Below are 24,735 nucleotides of genomic sequence, written 5' to 3'. Positions count from 1 at the left end.
TTTTTACCGGGAAGGAGGAATATTGCTTGTTCCATCCTAATAAATCAATTCGCTTTTTATATTGGATTTCAGCGGGAATATTGGCATTTTTGTTTATGTATCTATTATGGAAACTGCTGCCACTGTATCAGTCGGTTTTGACTGTACTTCTCCATATATTGACTCCTTTCATTATTTCTGCTTTAATTGCTTATTTGCTGCATCCGATTATTGAAAAGCTTCATCAATATAATTTCCCGCGTTGGTTTGCCATCATCGGTATTTATCTCGTGTTTTTTGGACTTTCAGGTTATCTTCTATACAAAGCTTTTCCTGTCTTGCTCCATCAACTACGGGATTTGAACGCCAATTTGCCGACGTTTATGGAACAATACCGCAGTGCCATCTATGGACTGTATGAACGGACAGCATACTTACCGGAATCCGTACATGATCGGATGGATCTTCTTTTTTACCGGGTCGAAGAGTTTATCGGCCGCTTGCTTACCAGTGTAGTCGAACAGGCAGCCAAGTTAATGGACATCGTCATACTGGCAGCTGTGATTCCTGTCCTAGTATTTTATATGCTGAAAGATTTTGAATTGATCAGGAAGGTGGTCAGCAGGCTGACCCCTGAGAAATACCGCGATGATGGAAGGAAACTCTGTATCGAAATAGACAAGAGTCTTGGAAGTTACGTCAGGGGACAGCTGCTTGTCTGCCTGTTTGTTAGTTTGACCACTTATGGATTGTTGTGGTTGATCGGCATGCGATATCCGCTTCTCTTGGCAGTGATCATGGGAGTGACAAATATCATTCCTTACTTCGGACCGATTCTGGGTGCTGTTCCGGCAGTAGTGATCGCTTTCACCATCTCTTATAAAATGGTGGTTTACGTAGTGATTTCCGTGTTTATCGTTCAGATCATCGAAGGGAACTTGCTATCCCCTTTCATTGTCGGCAAAAGCATCGATATCCATCCGATATTGATTATATTCGCTTTGCTTGCTGGAGGAGAGGTGGGAGGCATCATCGGCATGATACTGGCTGTCCCGCTTCTAACTGTCTTAAAAGTGATACTGTATCACATCCGTCGTTTTCGGGCGGCTGATTGATTGACATAGCAAAGAATTTTTTTTATACTTTGATACAAGTAGACGAAGGTCAATAAAAGGAATGCTATAATGCGTTGAAGATCCCGAGTACATGGTGTACCATCCGATCAGAGAGGAATTTCCAGGCTGAAAAAATTCCCGGTCAGGACCATGGAAGCTAGATCCGAGTGCGGATTCATCTCCGCCGGCATGCACCGTTACAAGCAACTAGAGGTGATGGATCGTTGTATCCATAATCAGGGTGGTACCGCGAACAGAGCTCTCGTCCCTGCTTTCAGGCAGGAACGGGGGCTTTTTTTGCCTTATCGGGAAGTACATCCTGCTTTTGAAAAAGGGGTCAATAAGCATTCCTTTGTAAAATAAGTCAAAGTAAATGGAGGTAAAAACCTATGAAGCATTTAACTTCAGCAGAGGTTCGGCAGATGTATTTAGATTTCTTTAAAGAGAAAGGGCACCGGGTGGAACCAAGTGCTTCCTTAGTGCCTAAAGAAGACCCGACACTGCTTTGGATAAACAGTGGTGTGGCAACGTTGAAAAAATACTTTGATGGAAGAGTGATTCCAGATAATCCCCGATTGGTCAACGCCCAGAAAGCGATTCGGACAAATGACATCGAAAATGTGGGAAAGACAGCACGTCATCACACTTTCTTTGAAATGTTGGGGAACTTTTCGATTGGTGATTATTTTAAAGAAGAAGCGATTGAATGGGCTTGGGAGTTTCTTACCAGTAGTGATTGGATAGGTTTCGAAAAAGATAAACTATCTGTCACCGTGCATCCGGAAGATGACGAAGCTTTCCGGATTTGGCGGGATAAAATCGGACTTCCCGAAGAGAGGATAATCCGTCTGGAGGAAAACTTTTGGGATATCGGTGAAGGGCCGAGCGGGCCGAACACGGAAATATTCTACGACCGAGGCGAAAAATACGGCAATGACCCAGAGGACCCGGAACTGTATCCAGGTGGAGAAAATGAACGCTATCTGGAAATCTGGAACTTGGTTTTTTCTCAATTTAATCATAATCCTGATCACACTTATACGCCGCTTCCAAAGAAAAACATCGATACTGGAATGGGCTTGGAACGGATGGTGTGTGTCATCCAGGATACCCCGACTAATTTTGAAACCGATTTGTTCATGCCGCTGATAAAACGTGCCGAACAACTGGCTGGTGTGAACTATGGGGATACAGAAACAGGCGACGTAGCATTCAAAGTGATTGCCGACCATATCCGCACGGTAACATTTGCTGTCAGCGACGGCGCACTTCCTTCGAATGAAGGACGTGGTTATGTATTGAGAAGACTTTTGCGGCGGGCGGTCCGTTACGCCAAACAGATCGGAATCGATCGACCGTTCATGTACCAGCTGGTGGAATCGGTCAGTGATATCATGGGAGAATTTTATGAAGAGGTTCGGAAGAAAAAGTCTTTTATTGAGAATGTGGTGAAGACAGAAGAGGAACGGTTCCATGAAACCTTAAGTGAAGGTTTGGCAATTTTATCGGAAATTATGGAAAAAGAAAAACAAAAGGGAAGTAATGTCTTTCCTGGTGAAGAGGTATTCCGTTTGTACGATACCTATGGTTTTCCGAAGGAACTTACCGATGAATATATAAGCGAAGCGGGTTTCACCATGGATGAGGAAGGATTCGAACAGGAGATGGACAAACAGCGGGAAAGGGCCCGTCAAGCCAGGCAAAAGGTTGATTCCATGCATGTCCAGGAAGGCGTTGCCGGTGAAGTGGAAGTAGAAAGCACGTTTACCGGTTATGAAGAGCTGGAAGCGCAAACCACTGTTTTGGCAATCATTAAAGACAAACAGCTGGTTGATACAGTGGAAGCAGGGGAAGAGGCTTATCTTTTCTTGAAAGAAACTCCTTTCTATGCGGAAAGCGGCGGGCAGGTTGCCGACAGAGGATGGATTCATACCGATCAAGCTACCCTTTCTGTAGAAGATGTTCAGAAAGCTCCACAGGGACAGAACCTGCACCGTGTCCTGGTGAAGGAAGGCCGATTGCAAAAAGGAGACCAGGTAAAGGCTACGGTCAATCAACAATCCCGTTCGGAAATCGTCAAAAACCATACAGCAACCCATTTGCTGCACCAGGCACTGAAAGATGTGTTAGGAGAACATGTCAATCAAGCCGGATCATTGGTGACAACAGACAGACTTCGGTTTGATTTTTCACATTTCGGTTCTATATCGCTAGAGGAACTGGACCGTGTCGAACAACTTGTCAATGAAAAAATATGGGAATCTGTACAGGTTGCAATTGATTATCATCCAATTGAAGAAGCCAAGAACATGGGAGCCATGGCCTTATTCGGAGAAAAGTACGGCGATATCGTACGTGTTGTCCAGGTCGGCGACTACAGCATTGAATTATGCGGAGGCTGCCATGTCGTGAACACTGCAGAAATCGGGTTGTTCAAGGTAACGGCAGAGTCGGGGATCGGTGCTGGAACCCGAAGGATTGAAGCCAGCACTGGAAAAGCAGCTTATCAGTATTTAAACGATAGACAGACGGTGTTGAGGAAGGCAGCAGATATGCTCAAGACAACTCCAGAGAATGTGCCGGAACGAATTGACGTCCTGTTTAATGACATGAAGGAACTTCAAAGAGAAAAGGAATCTTTAAGTGCCAAGCTTTCCAATTTGGAAGCATCTTCGGTACTGGATTATATTCAAGAAGTCGACGGAGTGAAGCTTTTGGCCCGGCAGGTTGATGTCCAGGATATGAACCAGCTGCGCAATATGGTCGACGAGCTCAAACAAAAGGCAGGTTCTGGTATTATCCTGTTGGGTGCGGTTTCCGACGGAAAAGTCCAACTTGCGGCAGGAGTTTCGAAGGATCTTGTTGAACAAGGTTATCATGCAGGGAAATTGATCAAAGAAACGGCCCAGCGCTGTGGCGGAGGCGGAGGCGGACGTCCGGATATGGCACAAGCGGGTGGCAAAAATCCTGACCAGCTTCCAGAGGCACTACAATACGCTGAAACGTACATCAAGGAAAACTCCTAGTTTTTCTTGTACACTATTTAGGTATATAATGGTGTGTAACGAATTGTGGTCGATTGTCAATATACGTTAAAATTTGAAATCGGGGGTAAACTAATGGGATCTATGGATAAAACAATGAAATTTAATTTTCCCGAAGAACCATTCGAAGAAAATGTGAAAGAAGTGCTCTTAACCGTGCATGAAGCTTTGCGGGAAAAAGGTTATAATCCAATCAATCAAATTGTCGGGTACTTGTTGTCCGGTGATCCGGCGTATATTCCCCGGCACAAAGATGCAAGGAACCTAATTAGAAAAATAGAACGGGATGAGTTGATTGAAGAACTGGTCAAGTCCTATTTGAACAACCATAAGGAGTAGTAATGAAAAAAATTGGTTTTGATGTTGGCGAAAAAACAATCGGAGTTGCTGTCAGTGATGCCCTTGGCTGGACAGCCCAGGGTATCACGACCATTAAATGGGATGAAAAGGATTATTCGACAGCAGATTCCGAAATAGAAAGAATTATCTCTGAATATAATATTGAAGAAGCAGTAGTCGGCCTGCCTAAAAATATGAACGGAACAATCGGGGAGCGGGGAGAAGCTTCTCAAGCGTTTGCCAAGTATCTCGAGGACCGCTTTTCACTCCGGACCGTTTTATGGGATGAAAGGTTGACTACCATGGCTGCGGAGCGGGTTCTTTTAGAAGCCGATATGAGCCGCAAAAAGCGAAAAAAGGTAATTGATAAAATGGCTGCCGTCATGATTTTGCAAGGTTATCTGGACGCTAACAAATGAACGAATAACTTACGGAGGTGCAGAAAATGGCATTAGAAGAAAAAGAAAGAATTATCATTCCTGACGAAAATGGAGAAGAGCATCTATTTGAAGTACTGTTCACTTTTGATGTAGACCAGACAGACAGTTCTTATATTGCTGTCGTTCCTGCTGAACAGAAAGACGACGATGAAGTCGAGGTGTTTGCCTTCCGCTATGAAGAAAAATCCCAGGATGAAGATGACTTGTCTTTATTTCAAATCGAGTCAGAGGAAGAATGGGAAATGGTCGAGGAAATGCTTAATACCCTGACGGAAGAAGAAACAGAATAAGCATTCGCATTGGATGAATGAAGAGCCTATTATCGATCACAACCGATAATAGGCTTTTTTTTTACTGTCAGGGAACTTAGGCTCTCAAAGTAGGTGCGGTGTCTCTGTGATGATGTGGAATATGGAGGCGGGGAGGCTCGGGTATTTGCCTGTGGAATGGAAATTTCACTACAACACACCCTCTTTGTGGATTAACACACGGGTCCTTGGTTACTCGGTTTAGCGGATGATCGGGACCGTGTAATCCTTGAAAACGGGAACAAAATACATAATAATTAGAAATGTTGTCGTTGTTTGTAGTATAATGTATCCGGTGAAGGGGGTTTCGTATGTCTACTTCTGATAAAGAGACAAAGTTTTCCGTACGTTGGAAACAGCGAATGGAAGAAGCAAGCACCGTCAGGAAAATCGTCGCTATAGTCTTGTCCTGTTTACTATTGATAATGGTAATCGGCTCTATTGCAGGATATTTATACGTTAAGTCTGCCATGGAACCTGTAGATCCGGATGATGATACGACCACAGATGTAGAAATACCGTTAGGTTCTTCTACTTCCCAAATCGCCGGGATTCTAGAAGAAAATGGCATCATCAGCAACAGCCTTGTATTCCGCTTTTATATAAAATTCAACAATGTAGCAGAATTTCAAGCCGGAGAATACGAGTTCTCGCCGTCGATGAGCTTTGACCAGATTGTGGAGTCATTGCAGACAGGTACGCTTGTCAAGGATCCTATTCTGACAATCACCATACCAGAAGGAAAAACAATTGAAGAAATAGCTTCTATTTATGCTGAAAAAGCAGGCATAGATCCAGAAGCATTTATTTCCAAAACAGAAGATGCCGAATACTTAGAAAACCTGATTGCTCAACATCCAATGCTATTGTCGGAAGAGATATTGGATCTGGAAATAAGATATCCATTGGAAGGCTACTTATTTGCTGCTACCTACGACTTTTACGTAGAAAATCCTACACCGGAAAAGATTATCGACAAAATGCTGCGAAAGACAGAAAACGTTTTGACGCCATATATGGATTCCATTTCAGCCAACGATAATATTGGATCTGTTCATGAAGCACTGACAATGGCATCTCTAGTGGAAAAAGAGGCGCAAACGGAGAAAGATCGAAAGATGATAGCAGGAGTGTTTTTCAACCGGATGGCTGAAGATATGAGGCTACAGACTGATCCGACCGTGCTTTACGCCTTGGGGGAACACAAATCAAGAGTGTTGTTCGAAGACCTTGAGGTCGAATCGCCATATAATACCTATCAAGTATCCGGACTGCCGATAGGACCGATTTCAAACTTCGGTGAAAATTCACTACAGTCGGTTCTCAATCCGGAGGATACCGATTATATGTACTTCGTTGCGGCAGAAGATGGGACGATTTATTACTCGGAAACCTTTGAAGAACACCAGCAGCTGACGCAAAAATATTTACACAGGGAAGCAGCAGGGAACGAATGAAAAATTCGCATTCCCTGCTTTTTTTGTGTTAAAATAATATGGTTGTAAAAAATGTTGAAAGATTTAATAAGCATTTTTTGAAGAATCTTATTTATAAAAAGTTGTATTTTGACATAAGGAAAACGACGGAGGTTGCAAAAGTGGACGATCAGTTGGAGCAATATTTAACAGGAACTGTCCCAGCCGTACCAAAATGGGCTGCAGAACTTGAGACATATGCACATGAGCATCGCATACCGATAATGGAACCGCTAGGCATCCAGTTGTTGATGCAATTGATCCGTATTCATAAGCCTGATAAAATACTTGAAATCGGGACGGCTATCGGTTACTCTGCGCTCAGAATGCTGGAAGCTCACCCTGCGGCGCACATTACGACAATCGAGAGGGATGACCAGCGATATCAGGAAGCAATAAATAATATTGAAGCTCGAAATCAACAAAATCAGATCCAGGCGTTTTTTGGAGATGCATTGGAAGAAGTTGAACGGGTAGAAAAGAACGGGCCCTATGATCTGCTTTTTATTGATGCAGCCAAGGGTCAGTATCAGCGTTTTTTTGAAATTTACAGCAAGCAGTTGAACGAGGATGCAATCATCGTTTCTGATAACGTATTATTCAGAGGACTGGTTGCTGCAGAATCAGATCAAAAGGACAGGCTCAACAAGATTGCAGGGAAAATACGCACTTATAACGAATGGCTTGTCAATCATCCCGACTATTATACAACGATTATTCCGGTTGGAGACGGAATCGCTGTCAGTGTTAGAAGATGAAAGGAAAAAAAGGAGAGCTAGGTAGCATGTCGAACAAACCAGTAGTAATTGGCGTTGCAGGGGGAAGCGGTTCTGGAAAAACCTCTGTAACGAGATCAATCAGCCAGCGTTTTACAGATAAGACCATATTGGTCATTGAACAGGATTATTACTATAAAGATCAAAGTCATCTTCCCTATGAAGAACGTTTGAGCACCAACTATGACCATCCATTGGCTTTCGATAACGATTTATTGATAGAACATGTGAACACACTGCTGGAACAGAAACCTGTCAACAAACCTGTTTATGACTATACTCGTCATACCCGCTCAGAGGAAGTGATACGTGTCGAGCCCAAAGATGTGATTATTTTAGAAGGAATTTTGATTTTGGAAGATCAACGCCTGCTCGATTTAATGGATATTAAAGTATTTGTTGATACGGATGCAGACGTTAGAATTATCAGGCGGTTGCTTCGGGATATCAAGGAACGCGGGCGCACCATCGATTCTGTTATTGACCAATACATCAATGTAGTCCGTCCCATGCATCTGCAGTTTGTCGAACCGACAAAACGATATGCAGACATCATTATCCCGGAGGGTGGACAAAACCATGTAGCTATTGATTTGATGGCTACTAAAATACAAACCATTCTGAACCGGTAAAATTTTCCGTCCATAAGTAAAAACTATTGAAAAATTAGATAAAATCTGCCATAGTATTGGATATAGTCAAAACTGAAAACGGGAACAAAACCTTGAGCGCACGATTGTGCTGCTCATTTTTATAAAAGGACAAGGTTTTGTCCCGCCCCGATTACCAAGTTGGTGACCAGCAATGTGAACCTTCACCCATTTCATTTATCATGTTTTTGTTGTATATTATATAAACTATATATACCTTGGATAAAAGAAGACTTGGAATGATCGGGAATTTGATATTATTGTTGGAATCAAAGGAGTGTGTCAAATGGCCGCAGAAAAAAGTTTTTATATGACCAATGAGGGCAAGCAGAAATTAGAAGATGAACTGGAATACCTTAAAACGGAAAAAAGACAGGAAGTTGTGGAAAGAATAAAAATAGCCAGAGGATTCGGAGATCTATCCGAGAACTCGGAGTACGATGCTGCCAAGGATGAGCAGGCTTTTGTAGAATCCCGTATCGCTACGGTGGAAAACATGATTCGGAATGCCGTAATCATCGAAAACGATAATGAAAACCCTAACGTAGTCAATTTAGGAAAATCTGTTACATTTAAAGAGCTTCCTGATGGTGACGAGGAAAGTTATCAAATTGTCGGCAGTGCGGAAGCAGATCCGTTCGAAGGGAAAATTTCGAACGATTCACCAATTGCAAAATCACTGATAGGACGTGAAATAGGCGAAAAGGTAACCGTCCCGACACCTGGTGGAGATATGGAAGTTGAAATCCTTAGCGTTGATTAAGGCTGAGAATGTGATAGAAACAAAAACAAAGTAATCGAAGAAAAACCGTGCGATGTTGCGAATGCCTAAGCATTCGATTTCGTTCGGTTTTTTCTTGTTATGGTTAGTTGGACCAAAAAATCCGGCTCTATACTGCATGCGGCGCGATTAAGCAAGCGGTAAAAAAGACGTTATAGAGAGAAATAGCGTAGAACAGAGGAACTAAGCGACACTCCTGCGGAATAAATAGCTATTTTTTGGAGTGATCCTTTCAATAAAGAGAGGGGGGAGTGAAAAACCACCCCACCACATTTGACAGAGAACCAAAATTCTTTGGTTCTACCTGAAGACGGTGGATCACTTACACATATCACCTGTAGGAGAATACATGTTGTTCATCCTTCCTATCCAAACAAACCACTCTTCAGTGGAGAAAACTGCTGATGAGTGGTTTGGATAGCTCTAAAACTCTGTCATTGTTGAATTTATTTTAGTCGATAAGAACGGAGTCCATATCCTTATAAAGAACTTGTTCACCGCAACTCTGAAAGTTCTGTTCTATGCTTGCAAGGATAGTAAGGAAGAAACACTTTTTTGATAAAATCCTCCTTTTTCAGGGAAATCAGGAACTCGAAGACGACCAACTCTTCCACTTCAGCAAATTGAACCTCTGTGCCATCAAAAAAGAAAATGGAAAACAGATTGTGTTCTTTATCATAACCGACTTCATTGAAGGTGGTTATCCCCCAAAGCTGCTGATCGAACTTGGTAATTTTCAATAGCATCATCCCCTTCTGAACTCGCTGTTTTATTAGTTAGATGTTTATGCAAGGACTCCTTCCTATATGCCAAAAGTAGAAGAAGTTCGACAAAAATAATCCGGCGCCCAGTTTAGAATGATTTTGTCCAATTCAAAATACCATAGTATAATAGCAGATAGATGGAAAAGGAGGTACTTTCATGTCAGACGATTTTCATTCACCATCAAGGGTGAATCGTTTTGAGAAAAGAAGAAAAAGCACAAAAGCGATAACTTTCCTTTTGATTGCCGGAGGAATACTGATCCTTGTTTTGATTGGTTTTTTTCTGTTCGGCGGTGGGGATGAAGATAATTCCGCAAACAACAATGAAAACCAAGAAGCTTCACCTGAGGAAGAAAATGATTCTACTACCGAAGCGGATGAGAATGGAAACAGCGAAAATGAAAATGCGCCGGAAGTCGAAGAGCCTGACTCGGACGTAACCGAAGAAGAAGGTAGCGATACGAATGGAAATGAGACGGAGCAAGAAGCAGAAAAAGAAACAGTTGACTCGAGCGGAGACAGTAATGTAAAAGAGGCTTACACTGCTGATTGGAAACCGGTGGGTACTGACCAGCAAGGAACCCATGAGACAACGTTCGAAGAAGGCACCGAGGACTGGGAAGAAATGATGGAAGCCATCGAATTGGCGACGGATTTGCCAAGCAGTGATCGAATTGTCTGGTGGGTCGAAAGAGGAAGTGCCCAACAACAAGTTATTGCGACCGTTTCTGACAGTGACGAGACGGAAACATACCGGACGTACCTAACCTGGGTGGATAACGAGGGCTGGAAACCAACCAAGGTGGAAGTGTTAAAAGAAAATGATCAAAAATACCGTTTTGAACAATGATCAGACCAAGTTTACAGGAGGAATCACACTATGACGATTGCCATTATCGGAGCAATGGATGAAGAAGTGCAAATCTTGAAGGATAAAATGGACGTCCTCGATACCGTTAAAGTAGCAGGGTGTACGTTTGTGAAGGGTACCCTCGAAAACCGTGAAGTCGTTTTACTTCAATCGGGAATAGGAAAAGTAAATGCCGCGATGGCTGCGACAATTTTGCACGAAAGATTTGCGCCCTCCCATGTAATCAATACTGGATCAGCAGGTGGGTTTGATGAGGAACTGGAAGTAGGGGATCTCGTCATTTCAACTTCCGTCACCCACCATGATGTCGATGTTACAGCGTTCAATTATAAGTATGGGCAGGTTCCAGGAATGCCACCTAAATATGAGGCGGACGAACGATTGGTAGAATTAGCGCTGCAGGCAGCAAATGGATTGAACGATCTTCAGGCGAAAAAAGGATTGATTGCTACCAGTGACTCCTTCATGCAAGATGAAGAACGTGTAGCATTTGCGAGGGGGAAATTTCCTGAAATGATTGCGGCAGAAATGGAAGCAGCTGCGATAGCCCAAGTTTCATACAATTATCAGGTTCCTTTTGTAGTCATTCGTGCCTTATCGGACATTGCAGGAAAGGAATCCTCCGTGTCTTTTGATGCTTTTTTAGAGAAAGCAGCTGCAAATGCGGCAAATTTGATCATCGAGATAGTAGAAAACATTTGAGTTTTTCCATGAATTACCTTCCTGGCAAACTGTAATTCTATGTTATAGTACAAATAGAATCGCTTTGCTTGAATAGGAAGGAGGAAAAACTTATGAAGCAACAGGAAGCTAAAATTATCGAGGAGCGGATTGAAGATTTTGGCCGTTTCTTGGTAACACTGTTGATGCTTAGTGCTTTTTTCTATTTAGGGATGATTATCAATTATTATCTAGAGCCGATGAATAGGGGCGGTCTTTTGCCGGCGATATTGGTAGTTACCGTAGCCTCGGCTGGATGGATTGCTGTTTTGCTGAAAAAATGGCAACGACAGTTAAATAGTTTAATGGAATAATACAAACCGCATGGTATTTGACGACTTGAAAGTCATGGAACGCCATGCGGTTTTTTCATGCATTATGAAAGCTTTCTACATCGAAAGCTGCTTTTTCGCTCTGGGAAAGAAAGTCTTTATCTATGCAGAAGGACGATATGTTTTAACATCCTTTTGAGTATCAGGTTCCTCTTTCCTGGCGGTAATACTCATGAAAAACCTTCATTAGGGCACGTTTTTCGATTCTTGAAACATAACTGCGGGAAATTTTCAGCTTTTTGGCAATTTCGCGCTGTGTTAATTCTTTGGTATTATTAAGCCCGTAACGATTGATGACTACTTCTTTTTCTCTTTCATCCAGTATGCCAAGATACTCTTTGATTTTTTCCACTTCCATGTTTAATTGGATGTATTCTATTAAATCTTCGTTTTCTGCTTCTAAAATATCAATCAAACTGATTTCGTTTCCCTCTTTGTCTTGGCCGATGGGATCATGGAGAGAAACATCTTTTTTGGTTTTCTTCAACGCCCGTAAATGCATAAGTATTTCGTTTTCAATACATCTTGCCGCATAAGTGGCCAACTTTGTTCCTTTTCCGACTGAAAAGCTTTCAATTCCTTTGATCAATCCGATTGTCCCGATCGAAATTAAATCTTCCGTATCTTCTCCGGTATTTTCAAATTTTTTCACTATGTGCGCGACCAAGCGTAAATTATGTTCGATCAACATATCCCTGGCGTGCTGGTCGCCTTCTTGCATCTTTTCAATATATAATGCTTCTTCTTTTGCGGAAAGGGGCTGGGGAAAAGCATGATTTTTAACATAGGATACAAAGAACAGTGTTTCTTTGATGAGATATGCCAACGCACTTAATATACCCGACAAAAACAAGCACCTCCGTCAGAGTGGGCTATAGCCTATATCTTCACTCTATGTGCGGTGAAGGGAAATTGTGCCTGTCTGCCGGTGAAACATTTATTAATCTGCTTCTGAGTCCATGCAGGGTAAAAAGAGGGTATTCTCAAACATGCTCCCAAAGCAATTCAGGGGCATGTTTATCTAATATGCAGTTAAGCGACATCGTTCTACAGGAAAATTCATGGAATAACCCTGCAATGAAAAAGCGAAGAGTGACTACTGCACAATAGCTATAAACTGCGAACTAACTATAAAGGAAAATTCCATTGCCTATTCAAAAATAGTGTTAAGCCCCGCTTTGGTAGCATACTACGCTTTCCGCAGGCACGGCTTCAGCTAACTTGGTAAAGAAAACCGCTTTACCAAGTGGATCTTCACCTCGTGCTGTTCCCGCAGGAGTCTGCGTATGCTACCTACGCTAAGAAGTATGCTGATCAGTACAAGAATAGACTTTTTCTTTGAGAAACAACAAGCCGTCTTAAAAACGTTTGTCAGGAAATGTGTACTTCTTTTCATAAATAGACAGTTGGAGTTCCATCTTTTATCCGGTTCTTGGACTTTCTGCTTGTTTTCCCAGCTATGTCTTTTGATAAAACAGTTCATGTCCATGAGTGAAAAAAAGTCTTGTACACGTGTTTATAAGCAGAAAGCTGTTCCTAGCGAAGAAAATACCCGGAGACTCCAGCGGGAGGAAAGGCATCGGTGAGATCCCGCAGAGCGTCGCTCGAGGAAGCTCACCAGCCGCCCGCGGAAAGCGCATGGTATTTTCGCAGCGCCGAACTCCCACTCAGCGAATGTAAGAAGTAAGAAAGACAAATTCTAACCATGTCGTAGTTTCTATTTATGGCGAATCAGGAGAACGAGGCTTTGTTGGAAATTGGGTAAACGAAAAAATCATCAGCATCTTATTTACTGCTGATGATTTCTTCATAACTTTGAGTATTTTGTCTTTACACTATTTCATATGATCTGGATTTTCTTTTGCTCTGATTGCTTCTGTATAATCATCTCGTACTTTGTCACCCCAGGGAATTACGCCGCTGCGGTGGGCCGCCCTGGAAATCATATGACCTGATACCGGAACAGTCAAAAGTACAAACAACAAACCTAAGATCAACTTTCCGCTTAATATGTCATGTTCGACATATAGAAACAGGAAAGCTCCAATCATGATTCCGGCTATACCCAGGGTGGATGCTTTTGTAGCTGCATGCATCCTTGTATAGACATCAGGGAAGCGCAGCAACCCGATGGATGTTGAAAAAATGAAGAATGTACCAACCAGCAGGCATACCGAAATCAGAATATCCATGAAGATATCAACGCTCGTCCCTGTCAATGATAACACCCTTTTCTATGAATTTTGCTAATGCAATCGTTCCTATAAACAATAAAATACCAATCAACAATACAATATCATTCAATTTTGTGGTGACAAGCAATATGGCAATCAAACCTACCAGAGCCATTAAATTGATCCCAATCGCGTCCAGTGCTACCGCCCGATCTGGATTTGTCGGTCCTTTAATCGCGCGGATCATTAAAAGAATCAGGGAAATGGAGGTTGCAACTAAACATATATACGTGACAATCTCTGTAATATAGTAAAAATCAGTTGATGTCATATTATCTGGTCACCTCCATTATCGCTTTTTCGAAGCTGTCCTTGATTTCCTGAATGGATTCCTGGGTATCGTCTATATGCATCGCATGAATGTAAATCAAACTGTTATCGTCCGAAACAGCTATCGACAGGGTTCCTGGAGTGAGGGAAATCAGATTTGCAAGCAGCGTGATTTCCCAATCACTTTTCAGTTCTGTCGGAAATGCGAAGATACCCGGTGTGATGTCGAGTTTTGGTTTGTAAACCAGCTTGACGATCTGCAGGTTGGAAAGAATCAGCTCTTTAGTAAACAAAAGCATCAACCTTATCACTTTAACCACGCGTTTCATATAAAAAGCGTCAGGGATAAAGCGCTGCAAGACCAGCAAAAGCAGGATACCGATCAAATACCCTCCAAAAAATGTCGAGAATGTGTAGCTTTCACTCATGAACATCCACATTACCGCGATCAAAATGTTTAATAAAATCTGAAAAGGCATATAGGTTTACTCCTTAAAAACAGAATCGATATAAATTTCCGGATTCATTAATTGATTCGAGATATCATCAACGACCGGGTAAAACATTTCCGCTCCGATTCCGAGCAATACGGTGAAAAATACCAGGAAAGCGACCGGCCAAGTCAGTGCGGTGACGGTTTTTTTATCGATCGTGATGCTTTCATCTTTTTCTCCCCAGAACCCTCTGACAAATATTTTCATTATCGAATACAATATCAACAGGCTGGACAATAAACCAATGATAACAATGGCTATCTCTCCATCAGCAAAGCCGCCCTGCATGATCATTAATTTGCCAATGAACCCGCTGAATGGCGGGACTCCGGCCAGAACAAATGCAGATATGAACAACAGCCAGCCAAGAAGAGGCAATTGATGAATCAATCCCTTCATTTTTCGTAAATCCGGGGTGCCGACAACGTGGGCGACTGCACCCGCCAACAAAAATAAGGCGGCTTTGATAATCATGTCACTAATCATATAGTAAACTGATCCACTTAGCGCCGTTTGATTATAGATTCCGACACCCATCACCATGAAACCGACAGCAGGAATTATGTTGTATGCGATAACCAGTTTGATGTTATTCGTCGACAAAGCACCGATTGCCCCAAAAACCAACGTGAATCCCGCTATCCAAATAAATAGTTCATGTGTCACTTCCATCTTATGGACAAAGACTAACGTGAACATTCGGATGATCGAGTAAACGCCAACCTTTGTCAGTAGGGCCGCAAACATTGCAGATACGACCGGATTGGGAACCGTATAAGGCTTAGGCAGCCAATAATAGAGCGGGAACAATGCTGCTTTTGTCGCAAATACGAAAAACAGCAAGATACCGATTGTCGTCAAAATCCCCTGTTGCTCTACTTCTTGGACCCTTTCAGCCATTTGCGCCATATTGACAGTTCCTAAAACAGAGTAGAGAAAAGCAACGGTAGTGACAAAAACAATCGAAGAAAACAAATTCACCAGCACATACTTGATCGATTCACGAAGCTGTACTTTTTCTCCTCCTAAAGTGATCAAAGCATAGGAAGCCATCAAGAGGACTTCAAAAAAGACAAAAAGGTTAAACAAGTCACCAGTCAGGAATGCACCTGACACGCCAGTGATAAGAAGGAAGAAAAACGTGTAAAAGTAGAACTTTTCCTTCTGCTCTGTCAGGGAATGCGGTGCATAAAAAATGCAGGCCAGACCGATGATGTTGGTCGTCAAAACTAATGTGACCGCCAACAGGTCGGCGACTAGTACGATGCCATAAGGGGCTTCCCAGCCTCCAGTCTCCAATGTGACGGTACCGTTCTGCAATACATAATAAAAAACATATGCAGCGACGCCTGTACTAATCACAGACAGCAGTTTTGCTGCATGGCGTACGAACGGTGTTTTTGTATGAAAGAATGCTAACAAAATCCCGGAAACCAGCGGGATGATGATCGGAAGTACTGCTAAGTTACTCATCATGGTTACCCCTCAATTTTTCCATATTATCTGTATTGTTCTCTTGTGCCGCCCGGTAGGAAAGCACCAGCAGAAGACTGGTCAGACCGAAACTGATGACAATGGAGGTCAAAATCAAGGCCTGAGGAAGTGGATCTGCGTACTCACTTACTCCATATTCCAACACAGGCGGAGCCCCTCTTTTCAACTTTCCCATTGTAAGAATGAACAAGTGAGCTCCGTTGGAAAGAATAACGGTACCGATCACTATTCGAAGCAGCTGTTTTTGCAGCAAATTATAAATGCCTGCTGCAAATAAAATTCCGGCTACCACCGACATGATAATTTCCAATTTATTCTCCCTCCTTGCTGCGCAGCTTTATCAAGCTGTAAATGCTGAACGCGGCGATACCTAGGACAGTAATCTCAAACAATGTATCTAATCCACGCATGTCAACGAGAATCACATTTACTACGTTGTCTCCTCCGCCTAAATCATGTGAAGTTTCCAGGAAGTAGTCGGAAATCGCAGTGAACCATTTGCTGCTGTGTGCCGATATGCCAATCAAAGTCATCAATGTACCAAAGCCTACTGCAATGACTGCATTTGTCAGCCGGAAGCCGGCACCTTCCGTCCTGCGGCTCAATTGTGGCAAATGATGGAAACATAACAACAGCAAAGCTACGGTAATCGTTTCAATTACCAATTGGGTCAACGCCAGGTCGGGTGCCCTGTAAAAGACGAACAACAGTGCCTGCCCATATCCTGATACGCCGAGAATGATAATGGCAGCTACATTGTTTTTGGCAAGAATGGTACCGACTGCACCAGCTATCACCATGATTCCCACAAGGATTTCCGGGATTGTGACAGGTGCCAGGTCGTCTGTTTTAAAGGTGAAACCATTCGTCCCGGCCATGACCAGTCCAGTCACAATGATAATAGTCGAAACAATCAGTGCAGTATATCTACGCAATGATCCATTCATATAACTTTTTGTCAATTTAGCGGTGTAGACATCCAATCCTTTCAAAATGCCATTATAAACCCTATTAAAGCTCAGACTGCCTGGAATGGCCCTGTATATACTCCACCACTTTTTCCGGAATAGATATAGCAGGGTACCAAAGGCTACAACAATCAAAGACATGTAGAATGCTGGTTTCAATCCGTGCCAGTACACGATATGTTCATGAGTGTCTTCCCCGCTGATTGCTTTGGCGGCATGGGCGAGAAATGTCTCATTGAACAGGTTTGGAAACAGGCCGATGAAGATAACCCCGAAGACAAGAATCGCAGGAGCAATCAGCATGCCGATCGGTGCCTCATGCGGTTTTTTTGGCAACTGCTCGAGTTTCTGTTTGCCGGTAAATGTGCCGAACAAGAAATACATTGAATAAACAAATGTAAAGATACTCCCAAACACTGCAAGATAAGGTATCGCCTGTTTTAAAAAGGAAGCTATCCACAATGTGGTATCTCCGATATGAAGGGAGTTTTCAAAAAATAATTCCTTACTGTAAAATCCATTGAGAAATGGAAGTGGCACACCTGCCATTGACAATGCCGCGAACAGGGCAAGTGTTGCAGAAATAGGCATCAATGTCATCAACCCGCCCAGTTTGCGTATATCCCGTGTTCCGGATTCGTGATCGATGATGCCGGCGATCATAAACAAACTTCCTTTGAAAGTGGCATGATTCAATATGTGAAAAACAGCAGCAAAAACAGCAGCCTCGGTGCCAAAACCAAGCATGGCCATGATCATACCTAACTGACTGACTGTCGAGAAAGCAAGAATGCCTTTCAAATCTGTCTGTCTGACAGCCATGTAAGAAGCCCAGCATAGTGTGATAATGCCGATTCCGCTTACCACAATGAAAAACCATTCATACCCGTGGAAGATTGGAGAGAATCGGGCGACCAGAAAAATGCCCGCTTTCACCATCGTAGCAGAGTGGAGATAAGCACTGACAGGGGTCGGTGCCTCCATGGCGTCCGGCAGCCAAATATGGAAAGGAAATTGAGCCGATTTGGTGAAAGCCCCCAGTAAAAGCAAGGTCATTATCAACGGCAGATAGTCACTCGAAAGAATCAAATCCACACTTCCGATCATCTGCTGTACACTTGTGACGCCAGTTATGACATGCAAAAGCATGAAGGCACCGAGCATGCTCAAACCTCCGAAGACGGTAATAAGCATTGATTTCATAGCCCCATACCTGGAGCCTTCACGATGGTTCCAGTATCCAATCAATAAAAAGGATGAAATGGAAGTCAATTCCCAAAATGTATACAGAAGATACACATTATCGGATAATACGACTCCGAGCATTGCGGTCATGAATAGCAAAAGGTACACATAAAAGTGAGCCAGTTTTTCTGATTTATGTAAATAAAAGATGGAATAAAAGGTGACCAAGGCACCAATTCCACTGATCAAAAGCACAAATAATAAACTAAGCCCATCCAGATAAAAATCTAGCGAAATGCCCAAGGAAGGAATCCAAGGATAGCTTTCCAGTTCCGGAGAAAAACCTTCTCCAATAAACCGGACAAAAAAAATGAATATTCCTAGAGGTATAAAAAAGACAAAAATTCCTGTGTGGACTTTATCTTTAAACTTACTCAAGAAAGGAATAAGAAGTGTCAAGACAAGTGGTAATAAAACTGCGAATAGCATGTATTAATGGTCCTCCTTTAGTTGATCTCATTCACAGGGGAAGGTTAATCATTTGATAGTTAAACTGATATCATGGCGGGATAAACGCATACTTATCTTTCATTTTAATCAGAACAAGGTGTAATATTCAACTAAATGCATTCAACGGCGGATGATGGGCAGACAAAAAGCATACATAATCTTATTTTAGCGAAAATAAAAAACCCCTGCCATGAGAAAACATGACAAGAGTTTGACAATTTTCAGTAAATCATCCATTTAACTCAAACAGAAAACGGAAGCATCAGCTGGAGTATTTAATTTCGTGAGTTAGCGATCTTCTTTGAATTTCCGCTTCTATTAAATGAATGAATTCATTGCTCAAATTCAGTTCATTCGCTTTGTGATAGGATTCTATTAACAATTCGTCCGATAAATGTTCCATAAGGCTGCTCCTCCTGTATTGGAAGTTTCCCATCAATACATTTTTAAGGAATGAATGTCTGTCTTGAAGTTATTAATACTTTACCATGAAAGAAGGGGTTGGACAAGTTGTAAGTTATTAACAATTGGTTGTATATAACTTGTTAATAAACTGTTTATTTCGGGCGAATAATTTGATTTGACGGGAAAAGTAATGTTGATAAAGTTATCCACAGAGTGAATTGTGGTGGAATTTGTCGAAAGAAAGATTCATTTTTGCTGAAATCAGCCATATATGACAAGATGGAAAAAGAAATGAATGCTTGGAAAATTTCTTTTGAATCATGGAGGTAAAATGTATATCATGAGTAAGGAGTGCGGAGAACGGTTATACATAAAATGAGGTGACTAGCAGTTGATTTTAAAGAGATTTTTGCCAAACGAACATGTGAAAAGCGTTTTTGAAATCCATCCGGAAGATTTAAAAGCCCGAGGAATAAAAGGTATCATAACAGATCTTGACAATACATTGGTGGCTTGGGATGTGGCCATGGCCACACCAGAAATCATCGCTTGGTTCAAACTGATGGAAAAACATGAAATCAAAATTACAATCATTTCAAATAATAAAGAAGAAAGAGTAAAATTATTTTCAGAACCATTAAATACGCCGTTCGTTTATGGTGCGAGGAAACCACTGGGGCAAGCCTTCAAAAAAGCCACTAAACAGATGGAGTTGGACAGGGATCAAATCGTTGTTGTCGGAGATCAGATTATGACGGATGTTCTGGGCGGCAACAGTGCCGGTTTTTATACTATTCTTGTAGTGCCTATTGTTCAAACAGATGGTAAATTGACAAAGATCAACCGAAAAATTGAAAGACGGATTTTAAGTTGGATGAGAAAAAAAGGGATGATTACTTGGGAGGAATAGTGAGATGGAAGAGATAATCTGCCAAGGGTGCGGAGCATATATTCAAACAGAAAAGGAAGAGAAGCCAGGTTTCGCGCCTAAATCGGCTTTGGAAAAAGATGTAGTGATTTGCAAGCGGTGCTTCAGACTAAAACATTATAATGAAGTACAGGATGTATCGCTGACAGATGATGATTTTTTGAAAATGATCAGCGAAATCCGTAATACGGATGCGCTAATCGTGCAGGTGGTCGACATTTTCGACTTCAATGGCAGCTTCATCAGCAGTCTGCAGCGGCTTACCGGAAACAACCCGATACTGCTTGCTGGAAATAAAGTGGACTTGCTTCCGAAATCTACAAATAAAAATAAATTAAAGCAATGGCTTCAGCATTCCGCGAAAGAGGAGGGGCTTCCGGTTAAGGATGTCCTGTTGATTTCAGCTGAAAAAGGAATCGGTTTTGATGGACTGGAAGCTGCAATCGAAACATACCGGGAAGGGAAGGATGTATATATCGTCGGCAGCACCAATGTAGGGAAATCCACACTGATCAACAAGTTGATCAATCGTAGCAGTGGAATCAGCGATGCTATTACCACTTCTTATTTCCCTGGTACTACACTAGGTTTCATTGATATTCCGCTGGATGATGATAGTTCCTTGTATGATACGCCAGGTGTCATTAACAGAAAACAGATGGCCCACTATTTATCCGATGAAGATGTCAAAGCAATCACGCCTGGAAAAGAAATAAAACCACGTGTCTTTCAATTGAATGAACAGCAAACCCTTTATTTTGGCGGTCTTGCCCGTTTTGATTTCAATAAGGGAGGAAGAAAATCTTTTGTCTGTTATTTTGCGAATCAATTGAACATCCATCGTACCAAATTGGATAATGCAGACAATCTTTACCAGCGTCATGTCGGTGAGTTATTGTCGCCGCCTGGTCAAGAATCGATCGACTTACTCCCGCCCTTGGAGAAGAAAACGATGAAAATAACAGAAGGGAAAACGGATGTAGTATTTCCTGGGTTGGGCTGGATCACGATTCCGGAAGGGGAAGTAACAGTTACAGTATACAGCCCGAAAGGCGTAACAATTTCAGTCCGTCCTTCATTGATATAGGAGGAGAACAATGGGATATAAGCTAGGATTGATCGGCTACCCGGTTCAGCATTCATTGTCACCGTTCATTCATCAAAAATTTATGGAAAACGCCAACATCCAAGGGTCTTACCAGCTTTTCGAGACAGAGCCGGACCAACTGGAGAAACGCGTGAAACTGTTGAAAAAAGAGGGGATCTCCGGTTTTAATGTGACGGTTCCCCATAAACAAACAGTCATGTCCTTGCTGGATGAGGTGGATCAAGATGCTCTCAGAATCGGAGCGGTAAACACTGTGGTCAATGAAAACGGCAGGTTGAAGGGATATAACACCGATGGCAGCGGCTATGTGCGCTCCCTTGAGGAAGCATGGCCAGACGTGTTTCAAAAGGAGAAGAAGGCTCTTATACTGGGGGCAGGAGGCGCCGCGCGCGGCATTTACCGTGCCCTTTCCAAACAGGGATTACAAGAAATCAGTATTGCGAACAGAACCAAGTCCAAAGCAGAGGGCCTGCTCGATTTGCGGGATATACATACAAAGACAGAAATCCTTTCGTATGCCGAAGCGGAAACGGTGCTCGATAACTTTGACTTGATTGTACAGACTACTTCTGTCGGGATGTCTCCTGACCAAAATGAACAGATCATCTCATTAAATAAATTAAAGCCACATACAGTGGTTAGTGATATCGTTTATAAGCCATTGACTACCAAACTGCTTAGACAAGCTGCAGACTTGGGGGCCAGAACGCACCATGGACATGCCATGCTGCTTTATCAAGCACAATATGCTTTTGAAATTTGGACGGGAGTCCATCCGAAAATGGAAACTCTGGTCGCTCAACTAGAACAAAGATTGCGAGGAAATTGATATGTTAACAGGAAAACAAAAACGTTATTTACGATCCCAGGCGCATCATTTAAATCCCATTTTTCAGGTTGGCAAAACAGGTGTCAACGAGAATATGATAACCCAGGTGGGTGAAGCATTGGAGAAGCGGGAGTTGATTAAAGTCAGTATCCTGCAAAATTGCATGGAAGATAAAGGCGAGGTTGCCGAGGAGCTTGCAGAAGGTGCCAATGCAGAAATCGTACAAATAATCGGAAACATTATCGTGCTGTACAAGGAATCAGAAGAGAATAAACAAATTGTACTGCCTTAAAGGAGTTTGTTATGAAAAGGATTGGTTTGTTGGGCGGCACATTTGACCCGCCTCACTTGGGCCATTTGTTGATTGCCGAGGAAGTGTACCATGCATTGCAGCTTGATGAGGTTTGGTTCATTCCTTCTAATTTGCCGCCGCATAAGCGACATTCTGGAACAAACGCATCGGTTCGTTTAGAGATGGTCGAGAGCGCTATAGAGGACAATCCTCATTTTCGTGTCGAGCCAATTGAATTAGAGCGGGAAGGGAAGTCCTATACGATTGACACCATAAGGTTATTGCGGGAACGCGAGCCTGACACGGATTTTTATTTCATCATAGGAGCCGATATGGTGGAATACTTGCCTAAGTGGCACCAAATCCAGGAGTTGGCAGATATGGTACACTTTGTAGGAGTGAAACGTTCTGACTACCGACTCGATACTGTCTATCCAGTTATGGAAGTCGAAATCCCCGGCATAGATGTTTCTTCTACTTTAATAAGAGACAGGACTTCGTCAAATCATTCTGTGAAGTATTTGGTGCCTGATAAAGTGATTAACAAAATAAAGGAGCATCGATTATATGGAGCGCAGTGAAGCACTGGCCATCGTTGAGCCGCATCTGACAAAAGCACGGTTCGAGCATACTGTCCGGGTAACGGATACCGCTTTGGAATTGGCGGACAAATATGGGGGCAAATTAAAAACGGTGGAGCTTGCAGCGATTTTTCATGATTACGCCAAATACCGTGACCGAGAGGAAATGCGCGGCTGGATTATCCATGAACCCCTGCCGAAGGACTTGTTGGAATACCATCATGAATTGTGGCATGGACCAGTCGGTGCTTTGCTTGTCCAGCGTGAAGTCGGCATCCAAGATAACGATGTCTTGAGTCCGATTCGCTGGCATACGACAGGCAAAGCTGGCATGAATCATCTGGAAAAACTGGTCTTTTTGGCCGATTATATGGAACCTGGACGCGATTTTCCCGGTGTCGATGAGGTACGAAAAGCGGCCGAGGAAAATTTAGACTACGCCTGCTGGATGGTTTCCAAAAATACCATTCGTTATTTAATGAGCAAAAATCAACGGATTTATCCCGATACTTTTCACGCATACAACGATTTAACCAAGGTGATGGTGGATAATAAATGGAGGGAAGCAATCAATGGATAGTAAACAATTAGCACAATTAGCTGCAAAAGCATGCGAGGATAAGAGAGGCGAAGATATCGTCTTATTGGATATGAAGGGTGTCTCGCTTATCGCCGACTATTTCCTCATCTGTGAGGGAAGCAATGAACGACAGGTTCAGGCTATCGCCAGGGCAATAAAGGAAACAGCAGAAGAAAAGGAACTAACCGTGAAGCGATTGGAAGGGTTCGAGCAGGCAAGGTGGATCCTGGTCGATTTGGAAGATGTAGTCTGCCATATATTCCATAAGGAAGAAAGAAGCTATTATAATTTGGAGCGTTTATGGGGAGACGCACCATTAGTAGAAACAGGAATTAACTGATGTCTTATGCACGGCTTGCGTTGGTATATGACTTGCTGATGGAAGATGCTCCATATGATGAGTGGACTTCCTTTGCCGAAAAGATGTTTGCTCGCTATGCCAAATCCGTGACCACTGTTGCTGATTTAGGCTGCGGTACCGGACAAATCACCAGACGTTTAGCCAATTCTGGCTACCAAATGGCAGGTATCGATAACTCGGAAGAAATGCTTGCTTATGCTAGACGGGCGGTCGAAGAAACGGGGGAGAAAGTCCAGTGGTACCATGCAGACTTGACAGAAATGAATGGTTTTCCTCAATTTGATGCAGCTGTCAGTTTTTGTGATGTGATCAATTATATGACGGACGAACACTCTCTACGCAAAGCGTTTGCCAATGTGAATCGCATGTTAGCACAGGGAGGGTTGTTTCTCTTTGATATCCACTCGGTTGAGCATATCGAGAATGATTTGAAGGGCGAGACATTCGCTGAAATATATGACGATATTTCGTATGTATGGCTTTGTCAGGCAGGCGAAAATGAAGGAGAAGTTTTCCACGATTTGACTTTCTTTATTCAAGAAGAAGATCAGCGATATCAACGTTTTGATGAGCAGCATCACCAACGGACTTTTCCAGTTATTAAATACAGTGAACTGCTGAAAGATACAGGGTTTATTATCCGGGGAGTTTACGGGGATTTTTCTGATGAACTGCTTGAGGATTCGCCGGCAGAACGGATTTTCTTTGTGTGTGAGAAAAAGGAGGATATTTGATCCCTTCTTGGCTTGTAGAAGAACCTTAAGTTTTTCTACAAGCTTTTGTTTTTTCTGCTGATGTTTTTCTGAGGAGTCTTTATGCGCGATAAATAGAAATAGCACAATAACTGTAATGGGAAGTTCCATTGCCTATTCAAAAAACGTGTTACCCACCGCTTCGACAGC

Annotated in this window: 29 protein-coding genes and 1 other annotated feature; of the genes, 20 read left to right on the top strand and 9 right to left on the bottom strand. The window is 42.5% G+C overall.

Annotated elements, in window-relative coordinates; translation table 11 throughout:
- The first annotated feature begins 26 nt into the window (after positions 1 to 26).
- The 9 genes from F6X55_RS15585 (at position 27) to greA (ending at position 8,889) form a co-directional block, all read left to right on the top strand.
- On the top strand, positions 27 to 1,094 hold the full coding sequence (locus tag F6X55_RS15585; RefSeq protein ID WP_026569857.1) for an AI-2E family transporter: 1,068 nt from the start codon (positions 27 to 29) through the stop codon (positions 1,092 to 1,094).
- Between the two features lie 65 nt (positions 1,095 to 1,159).
- Positions 1,160 to 1,367 (top strand) — a binding site (T-box leader).
- A 116-nt stretch (positions 1,368 to 1,483) separates the two neighbouring features.
- Positions 1,484 to 4,120: an alanine--tRNA ligase gene (gene alaS / locus F6X55_RS15580; RefSeq protein ID WP_153464640.1), complete on the top strand. Its 2,637-nt coding sequence runs from the start codon at positions 1,484 to 1,486 to the stop codon at positions 4,118 to 4,120.
- A 93-nt stretch (positions 4,121 to 4,213) separates the two neighbouring features.
- Positions 4,214 to 4,477 carry an IreB family regulatory phosphoprotein gene (locus F6X55_RS15575; RefSeq protein ID WP_026569860.1) on the top strand — a complete coding sequence of 88 codons (264 nt, stop codon included), beginning with the start codon at positions 4,214 to 4,216 and terminating at the stop codon, positions 4,475 to 4,477.
- A 2-nt stretch (positions 4,478 to 4,479) separates the two neighbouring features.
- Positions 4,480 to 4,896 carry a Holliday junction resolvase RuvX gene (gene ruvX, locus F6X55_RS15570; RefSeq protein WP_026569861.1) on the top strand — a complete coding sequence of 139 codons (417 nt, stop codon included), beginning with the start codon at positions 4,480 to 4,482 and terminating at the stop codon, positions 4,894 to 4,896.
- A 26-nt stretch (positions 4,897 to 4,922) separates the two neighbouring features.
- Positions 4,923 to 5,207 (top strand): DUF1292 domain-containing protein, encoded by a 285-nt coding sequence (locus F6X55_RS15565; protein ID WP_026569862.1) that lies wholly within the window; start codon positions 4,923 to 4,925, stop codon positions 5,205 to 5,207.
- Positions 5,208 to 5,536: 329 nt separating this feature from the next.
- A complete protein-coding gene (gene mltG / locus F6X55_RS15560) occupies positions 5,537 to 6,682 on the top strand; it encodes an endolytic transglycosylase MltG (RefSeq protein ID WP_153464639.1) in 1,146 nt (381 codons plus the stop codon).
- A gap of 140 nt (positions 6,683 to 6,822) precedes the next feature.
- Positions 6,823 to 7,458 carry an O-methyltransferase gene (locus F6X55_RS15555; RefSeq protein WP_026569864.1) on the top strand — a complete coding sequence of 212 codons (636 nt, stop codon included), beginning with the start codon at positions 6,823 to 6,825 and terminating at the stop codon, positions 7,456 to 7,458.
- Positions 7,459 to 7,484: 26 nt separating this feature from the next.
- A complete protein-coding gene (gene udk / locus F6X55_RS15550; protein ID WP_026569865.1) occupies positions 7,485 to 8,108 on the top strand; it encodes a uridine kinase in 624 nt (207 codons plus the stop codon).
- Between the two features lie 304 nt (positions 8,109 to 8,412).
- Entirely contained in the window at positions 8,413 to 8,889 is a 477-nt protein-coding gene (gene greA / locus F6X55_RS15545; protein ID WP_026569866.1) for a transcription elongation factor GreA, read from the top strand.
- 512 nt (positions 8,890 to 9,401) lie between these two features.
- Here greA and F6X55_RS15540 read toward each other — a convergent pair.
- Positions 9,402 to 9,647: a KTSC domain-containing protein gene (locus F6X55_RS15540; RefSeq protein WP_161993099.1), complete on the bottom strand. Its 246-nt coding sequence runs from the start codon at positions 9,645 to 9,647 to the stop codon at positions 9,402 to 9,404.
- Positions 9,648 to 9,828: 181 nt separating this feature from the next.
- On the opposite strand from F6X55_RS15540, the gene F6X55_RS15535 reads away from it, so the two are divergent.
- From F6X55_RS15535 to F6X55_RS15525, 3 genes are all read left to right on the top strand, one after another.
- The gene (locus F6X55_RS15535) at positions 9,829 to 10,521 is read left to right on the top strand and encodes a YrrS family protein (RefSeq protein WP_026569867.1); all 693 of its coding nucleotides are present in this window, start codon (positions 9,829 to 9,831) and stop codon (positions 10,519 to 10,521) included.
- A 30-nt stretch (positions 10,522 to 10,551) separates the two neighbouring features.
- Positions 10,552 to 11,244, top strand: a complete 693-nt coding sequence (gene mtnN, locus F6X55_RS15530; RefSeq protein WP_153464636.1) for a 5'-methylthioadenosine/S-adenosylhomocysteine nucleosidase — start codon at positions 10,552 to 10,554, stop codon at positions 11,242 to 11,244.
- A gap of 92 nt (positions 11,245 to 11,336) precedes the next feature.
- Positions 11,337 to 11,576, top strand: coding sequence for a YrhC family protein (locus tag F6X55_RS15525; protein WP_026569869.1), 240 nt, complete (start codon positions 11,337 to 11,339; stop codon positions 11,574 to 11,576).
- Positions 11,577 to 11,736: 160 nt separating this feature from the next.
- Here the strand turns inward: F6X55_RS15525 and sigK are convergent, their stop codons facing one another.
- The 8 genes from sigK to sda all read right to left on the bottom strand — a co-directional run bounded on the left by sigK (position 11,737) and on the right by sda (position 19,152).
- Positions 11,737 to 12,441, bottom strand: a complete 705-nt coding sequence (sigK, locus tag F6X55_RS15520) for an RNA polymerase sporulation sigma factor SigK (RefSeq protein WP_026569870.1) — start codon at positions 12,439 to 12,441, stop codon at positions 11,737 to 11,739.
- Between the two features lie 988 nt (positions 12,442 to 13,429).
- Positions 13,430 to 13,813, bottom strand: coding sequence for a monovalent cation/H(+) antiporter subunit G (mnhG, locus tag F6X55_RS15515; protein WP_026569871.1), 384 nt, complete (start codon positions 13,811 to 13,813; stop codon positions 13,430 to 13,432).
- Positions 13,794 to 14,015, bottom strand: coding sequence for a monovalent cation/H+ antiporter complex subunit F (locus F6X55_RS15510; RefSeq protein WP_371068787.1), 222 nt, complete (start codon positions 14,013 to 14,015; stop codon positions 13,794 to 13,796). The genes mnhG and F6X55_RS15510 overlap by 20 nt, the downstream gene beginning before the upstream one ends.
- A gap of 85 nt (positions 14,016 to 14,100) precedes the next feature.
- Entirely contained in the window at positions 14,101 to 14,577 is a 477-nt protein-coding gene (locus tag F6X55_RS15505) for a Na+/H+ antiporter subunit E (protein ID WP_153464634.1), read from the bottom strand.
- A gap of 6 nt (positions 14,578 to 14,583) precedes the next feature.
- Positions 14,584 to 16,065 (bottom strand): Na+/H+ antiporter subunit D, encoded by a 1,482-nt coding sequence (locus F6X55_RS15500; protein WP_026569874.1) that lies wholly within the window; start codon positions 16,063 to 16,065, stop codon positions 14,584 to 14,586.
- A complete protein-coding gene (locus F6X55_RS15495; protein WP_026569875.1) occupies positions 16,058 to 16,396 on the bottom strand; it encodes a Na(+)/H(+) antiporter subunit C in 339 nt (112 codons plus the stop codon). The genes F6X55_RS15500 and F6X55_RS15495 overlap by 8 nt, the downstream gene beginning before the upstream one ends.
- A 1-nt stretch (position 16,397) precedes the next feature.
- Positions 16,398 to 18,728, bottom strand: coding sequence for a Na+/H+ antiporter subunit A (locus tag F6X55_RS15490; protein ID WP_153464632.1), 2,331 nt, complete (start codon positions 18,726 to 18,728; stop codon positions 16,398 to 16,400).
- Positions 18,729 to 19,011: 283 nt separating this feature from the next.
- Complete coding sequence (gene sda, locus F6X55_RS15485; RefSeq protein ID WP_026569877.1) at positions 19,012 to 19,152, bottom strand: sporulation histidine kinase inhibitor Sda; 141 nt, start codon at positions 19,150 to 19,152, stop codon at positions 19,012 to 19,014.
- A 396-nt stretch (positions 19,153 to 19,548) separates the two neighbouring features.
- Here sda and F6X55_RS15475 point away from each other — a divergent pair, with 396 nt between their 5' ends.
- From F6X55_RS15475 to F6X55_RS15440, 8 genes are read left to right on the top strand one after another with little or no spacing between them, the layout of a single operon-like run.
- Positions 19,549 to 20,064, top strand: a complete 516-nt coding sequence (locus F6X55_RS15475) for a YqeG family HAD IIIA-type phosphatase (protein WP_026771140.1) — start codon at positions 19,549 to 19,551, stop codon at positions 20,062 to 20,064.
- A 4-nt stretch (positions 20,065 to 20,068) separates the two neighbouring features.
- Entirely contained in the window at positions 20,069 to 21,169 is a 1,101-nt protein-coding gene (gene yqeH, locus F6X55_RS15470; RefSeq protein ID WP_153464630.1) for a ribosome biogenesis GTPase YqeH, read from the top strand.
- 10 nt (positions 21,170 to 21,179) lie between these two features.
- A complete protein-coding gene (gene aroE, locus F6X55_RS15465; RefSeq protein ID WP_153464628.1) occupies positions 21,180 to 22,019 on the top strand; it encodes a shikimate dehydrogenase in 840 nt (279 codons plus the stop codon).
- A gap of 1 nt (position 22,020) precedes the next feature.
- Positions 22,021 to 22,311: a ribosome assembly RNA-binding protein YhbY gene (gene yhbY / locus F6X55_RS15460; protein ID WP_026569880.1), complete on the top strand. Its 291-nt coding sequence runs from the start codon at positions 22,021 to 22,023 to the stop codon at positions 22,309 to 22,311.
- Between the two features lie 11 nt (positions 22,312 to 22,322).
- Positions 22,323 to 22,892, top strand: a complete 570-nt coding sequence (locus F6X55_RS15455; protein ID WP_026569881.1) for a nicotinate-nucleotide adenylyltransferase — start codon at positions 22,323 to 22,325, stop codon at positions 22,890 to 22,892.
- Complete coding sequence (gene yqeK, locus F6X55_RS15450; RefSeq protein ID WP_153464626.1) at positions 22,879 to 23,472, top strand: bis(5'-nucleosyl)-tetraphosphatase (symmetrical) YqeK; 594 nt, start codon at positions 22,879 to 22,881, stop codon at positions 23,470 to 23,472. The genes F6X55_RS15455 and yqeK overlap by 14 nt, the downstream gene beginning before the upstream one ends.
- Positions 23,465 to 23,812, top strand: a complete 348-nt coding sequence (rsfS, locus tag F6X55_RS15445) for a ribosome silencing factor (protein ID WP_153464624.1) — start codon at positions 23,465 to 23,467, stop codon at positions 23,810 to 23,812. The genes yqeK and rsfS overlap by 8 nt, the downstream gene beginning before the upstream one ends.
- Positions 23,812 to 24,567 (top strand): class I SAM-dependent DNA methyltransferase, encoded by a 756-nt coding sequence (locus tag F6X55_RS15440; RefSeq protein WP_153464623.1) that lies wholly within the window; start codon positions 23,812 to 23,814, stop codon positions 24,565 to 24,567. Before rsfS ends, F6X55_RS15440 begins: the two co-directional genes overlap by 1 nt.
- The last annotated feature ends 168 nt before the right edge of the window (positions 24,568 to 24,735 follow it).

Source organism: Sediminibacillus terrae (assembly GCF_009602435.1).
Classification (GTDB): Bacteria; Bacillota; Bacilli; order Bacillales; family Amphibacillaceae; genus Sediminibacillus; species Sediminibacillus terrae.
This window is presented reverse-complemented; position numbering and strand designations above follow the sequence as displayed.

Excerpts from the sequence above, each read along its gene's own strand:
- alaS (WP_153464640.1), top strand. The coding sequence starts at position 1,484 with ATGAAGCATTTAACTTCAGCAGAGGTTCGGCAGATGTATTTAGATTTC.
- F6X55_RS15575 (WP_026569860.1), top strand. The coding sequence starts at position 4,214 with ATGGGATCTATGGATAAAACAATGAAATTTAATTTTCCCGAAGAACCA.
- ruvX (WP_026569861.1), top strand. The coding sequence starts at position 4,480 with ATGAAAAAAATTGGTTTTGATGTTGGCGAAAAAACAATCGGAGTTGCT.
- F6X55_RS15565 (WP_026569862.1), top strand. The coding sequence starts at position 4,923 with ATGGCATTAGAAGAAAAAGAAAGAATTATCATTCCTGACGAAAATGGA.
- mltG (WP_153464639.1), top strand. The coding sequence starts at position 5,537 with ATGTCTACTTCTGATAAAGAGACAAAGTTTTCCGTACGTTGGAAACAG.
- udk (WP_026569865.1), top strand. The coding sequence starts at position 7,485 with ATGTCGAACAAACCAGTAGTAATTGGCGTTGCAGGGGGAAGCGGTTCT.
- greA (WP_026569866.1), top strand. The coding sequence starts at position 8,413 with ATGGCCGCAGAAAAAAGTTTTTATATGACCAATGAGGGCAAGCAGAAA.
- F6X55_RS15535 (WP_026569867.1), top strand. The coding sequence starts at position 9,829 with ATGTCAGACGATTTTCATTCACCATCAAGGGTGAATCGTTTTGAGAAA.
- mtnN (WP_153464636.1), top strand. The coding sequence starts at position 10,552 with ATGACGATTGCCATTATCGGAGCAATGGATGAAGAAGTGCAAATCTTG.
- F6X55_RS15525 (WP_026569869.1), top strand. The coding sequence starts at position 11,337 with ATGAAGCAACAGGAAGCTAAAATTATCGAGGAGCGGATTGAAGATTTT.
- F6X55_RS15510 (WP_371068787.1), bottom strand. The coding sequence starts at position 14,015 with ATGATCCGCGCGATTAAAGGACCGACAAATCCAGATCGGGCGGTAGCA.
- F6X55_RS15505 (WP_153464634.1), bottom strand. The coding sequence starts at position 14,577 with ATGCCTTTTCAGATTTTATTAAACATTTTGATCGCGGTAATGTGGATG.
- F6X55_RS15500 (WP_026569874.1), bottom strand. The coding sequence starts at position 16,065 with ATGAGTAACTTAGCAGTACTTCCGATCATCATCCCGCTGGTTTCCGGG.
- F6X55_RS15490 (WP_153464632.1), bottom strand. The coding sequence starts at position 18,728 with ATGCTATTCGCAGTTTTATTACCACTTGTCTTGACACTTCTTATTCCT.
- sda (WP_026569877.1), bottom strand. The coding sequence starts at position 19,152 with ATGGAACATTTATCGGACGAATTGTTAATAGAATCCTATCACAAAGCG.
- yqeH (WP_153464630.1), top strand. The coding sequence starts at position 20,069 with ATGGAAGAGATAATCTGCCAAGGGTGCGGAGCATATATTCAAACAGAA.
- aroE (WP_153464628.1), top strand. The coding sequence starts at position 21,180 with ATGGGATATAAGCTAGGATTGATCGGCTACCCGGTTCAGCATTCATTG.
- yhbY (WP_026569880.1), top strand. The coding sequence starts at position 22,021 with ATGTTAACAGGAAAACAAAAACGTTATTTACGATCCCAGGCGCATCAT.
- F6X55_RS15455 (WP_026569881.1), top strand. The coding sequence starts at position 22,323 with ATGAAAAGGATTGGTTTGTTGGGCGGCACATTTGACCCGCCTCACTTG.
- yqeK (WP_153464626.1), top strand. The coding sequence starts at position 22,879 with ATGGAGCGCAGTGAAGCACTGGCCATCGTTGAGCCGCATCTGACAAAA.
- rsfS (WP_153464624.1), top strand. The coding sequence starts at position 23,465 with ATGGATAGTAAACAATTAGCACAATTAGCTGCAAAAGCATGCGAGGAT.
- F6X55_RS15440 (WP_153464623.1), top strand. The coding sequence starts at position 23,812 with ATGTCTTATGCACGGCTTGCGTTGGTATATGACTTGCTGATGGAAGAT.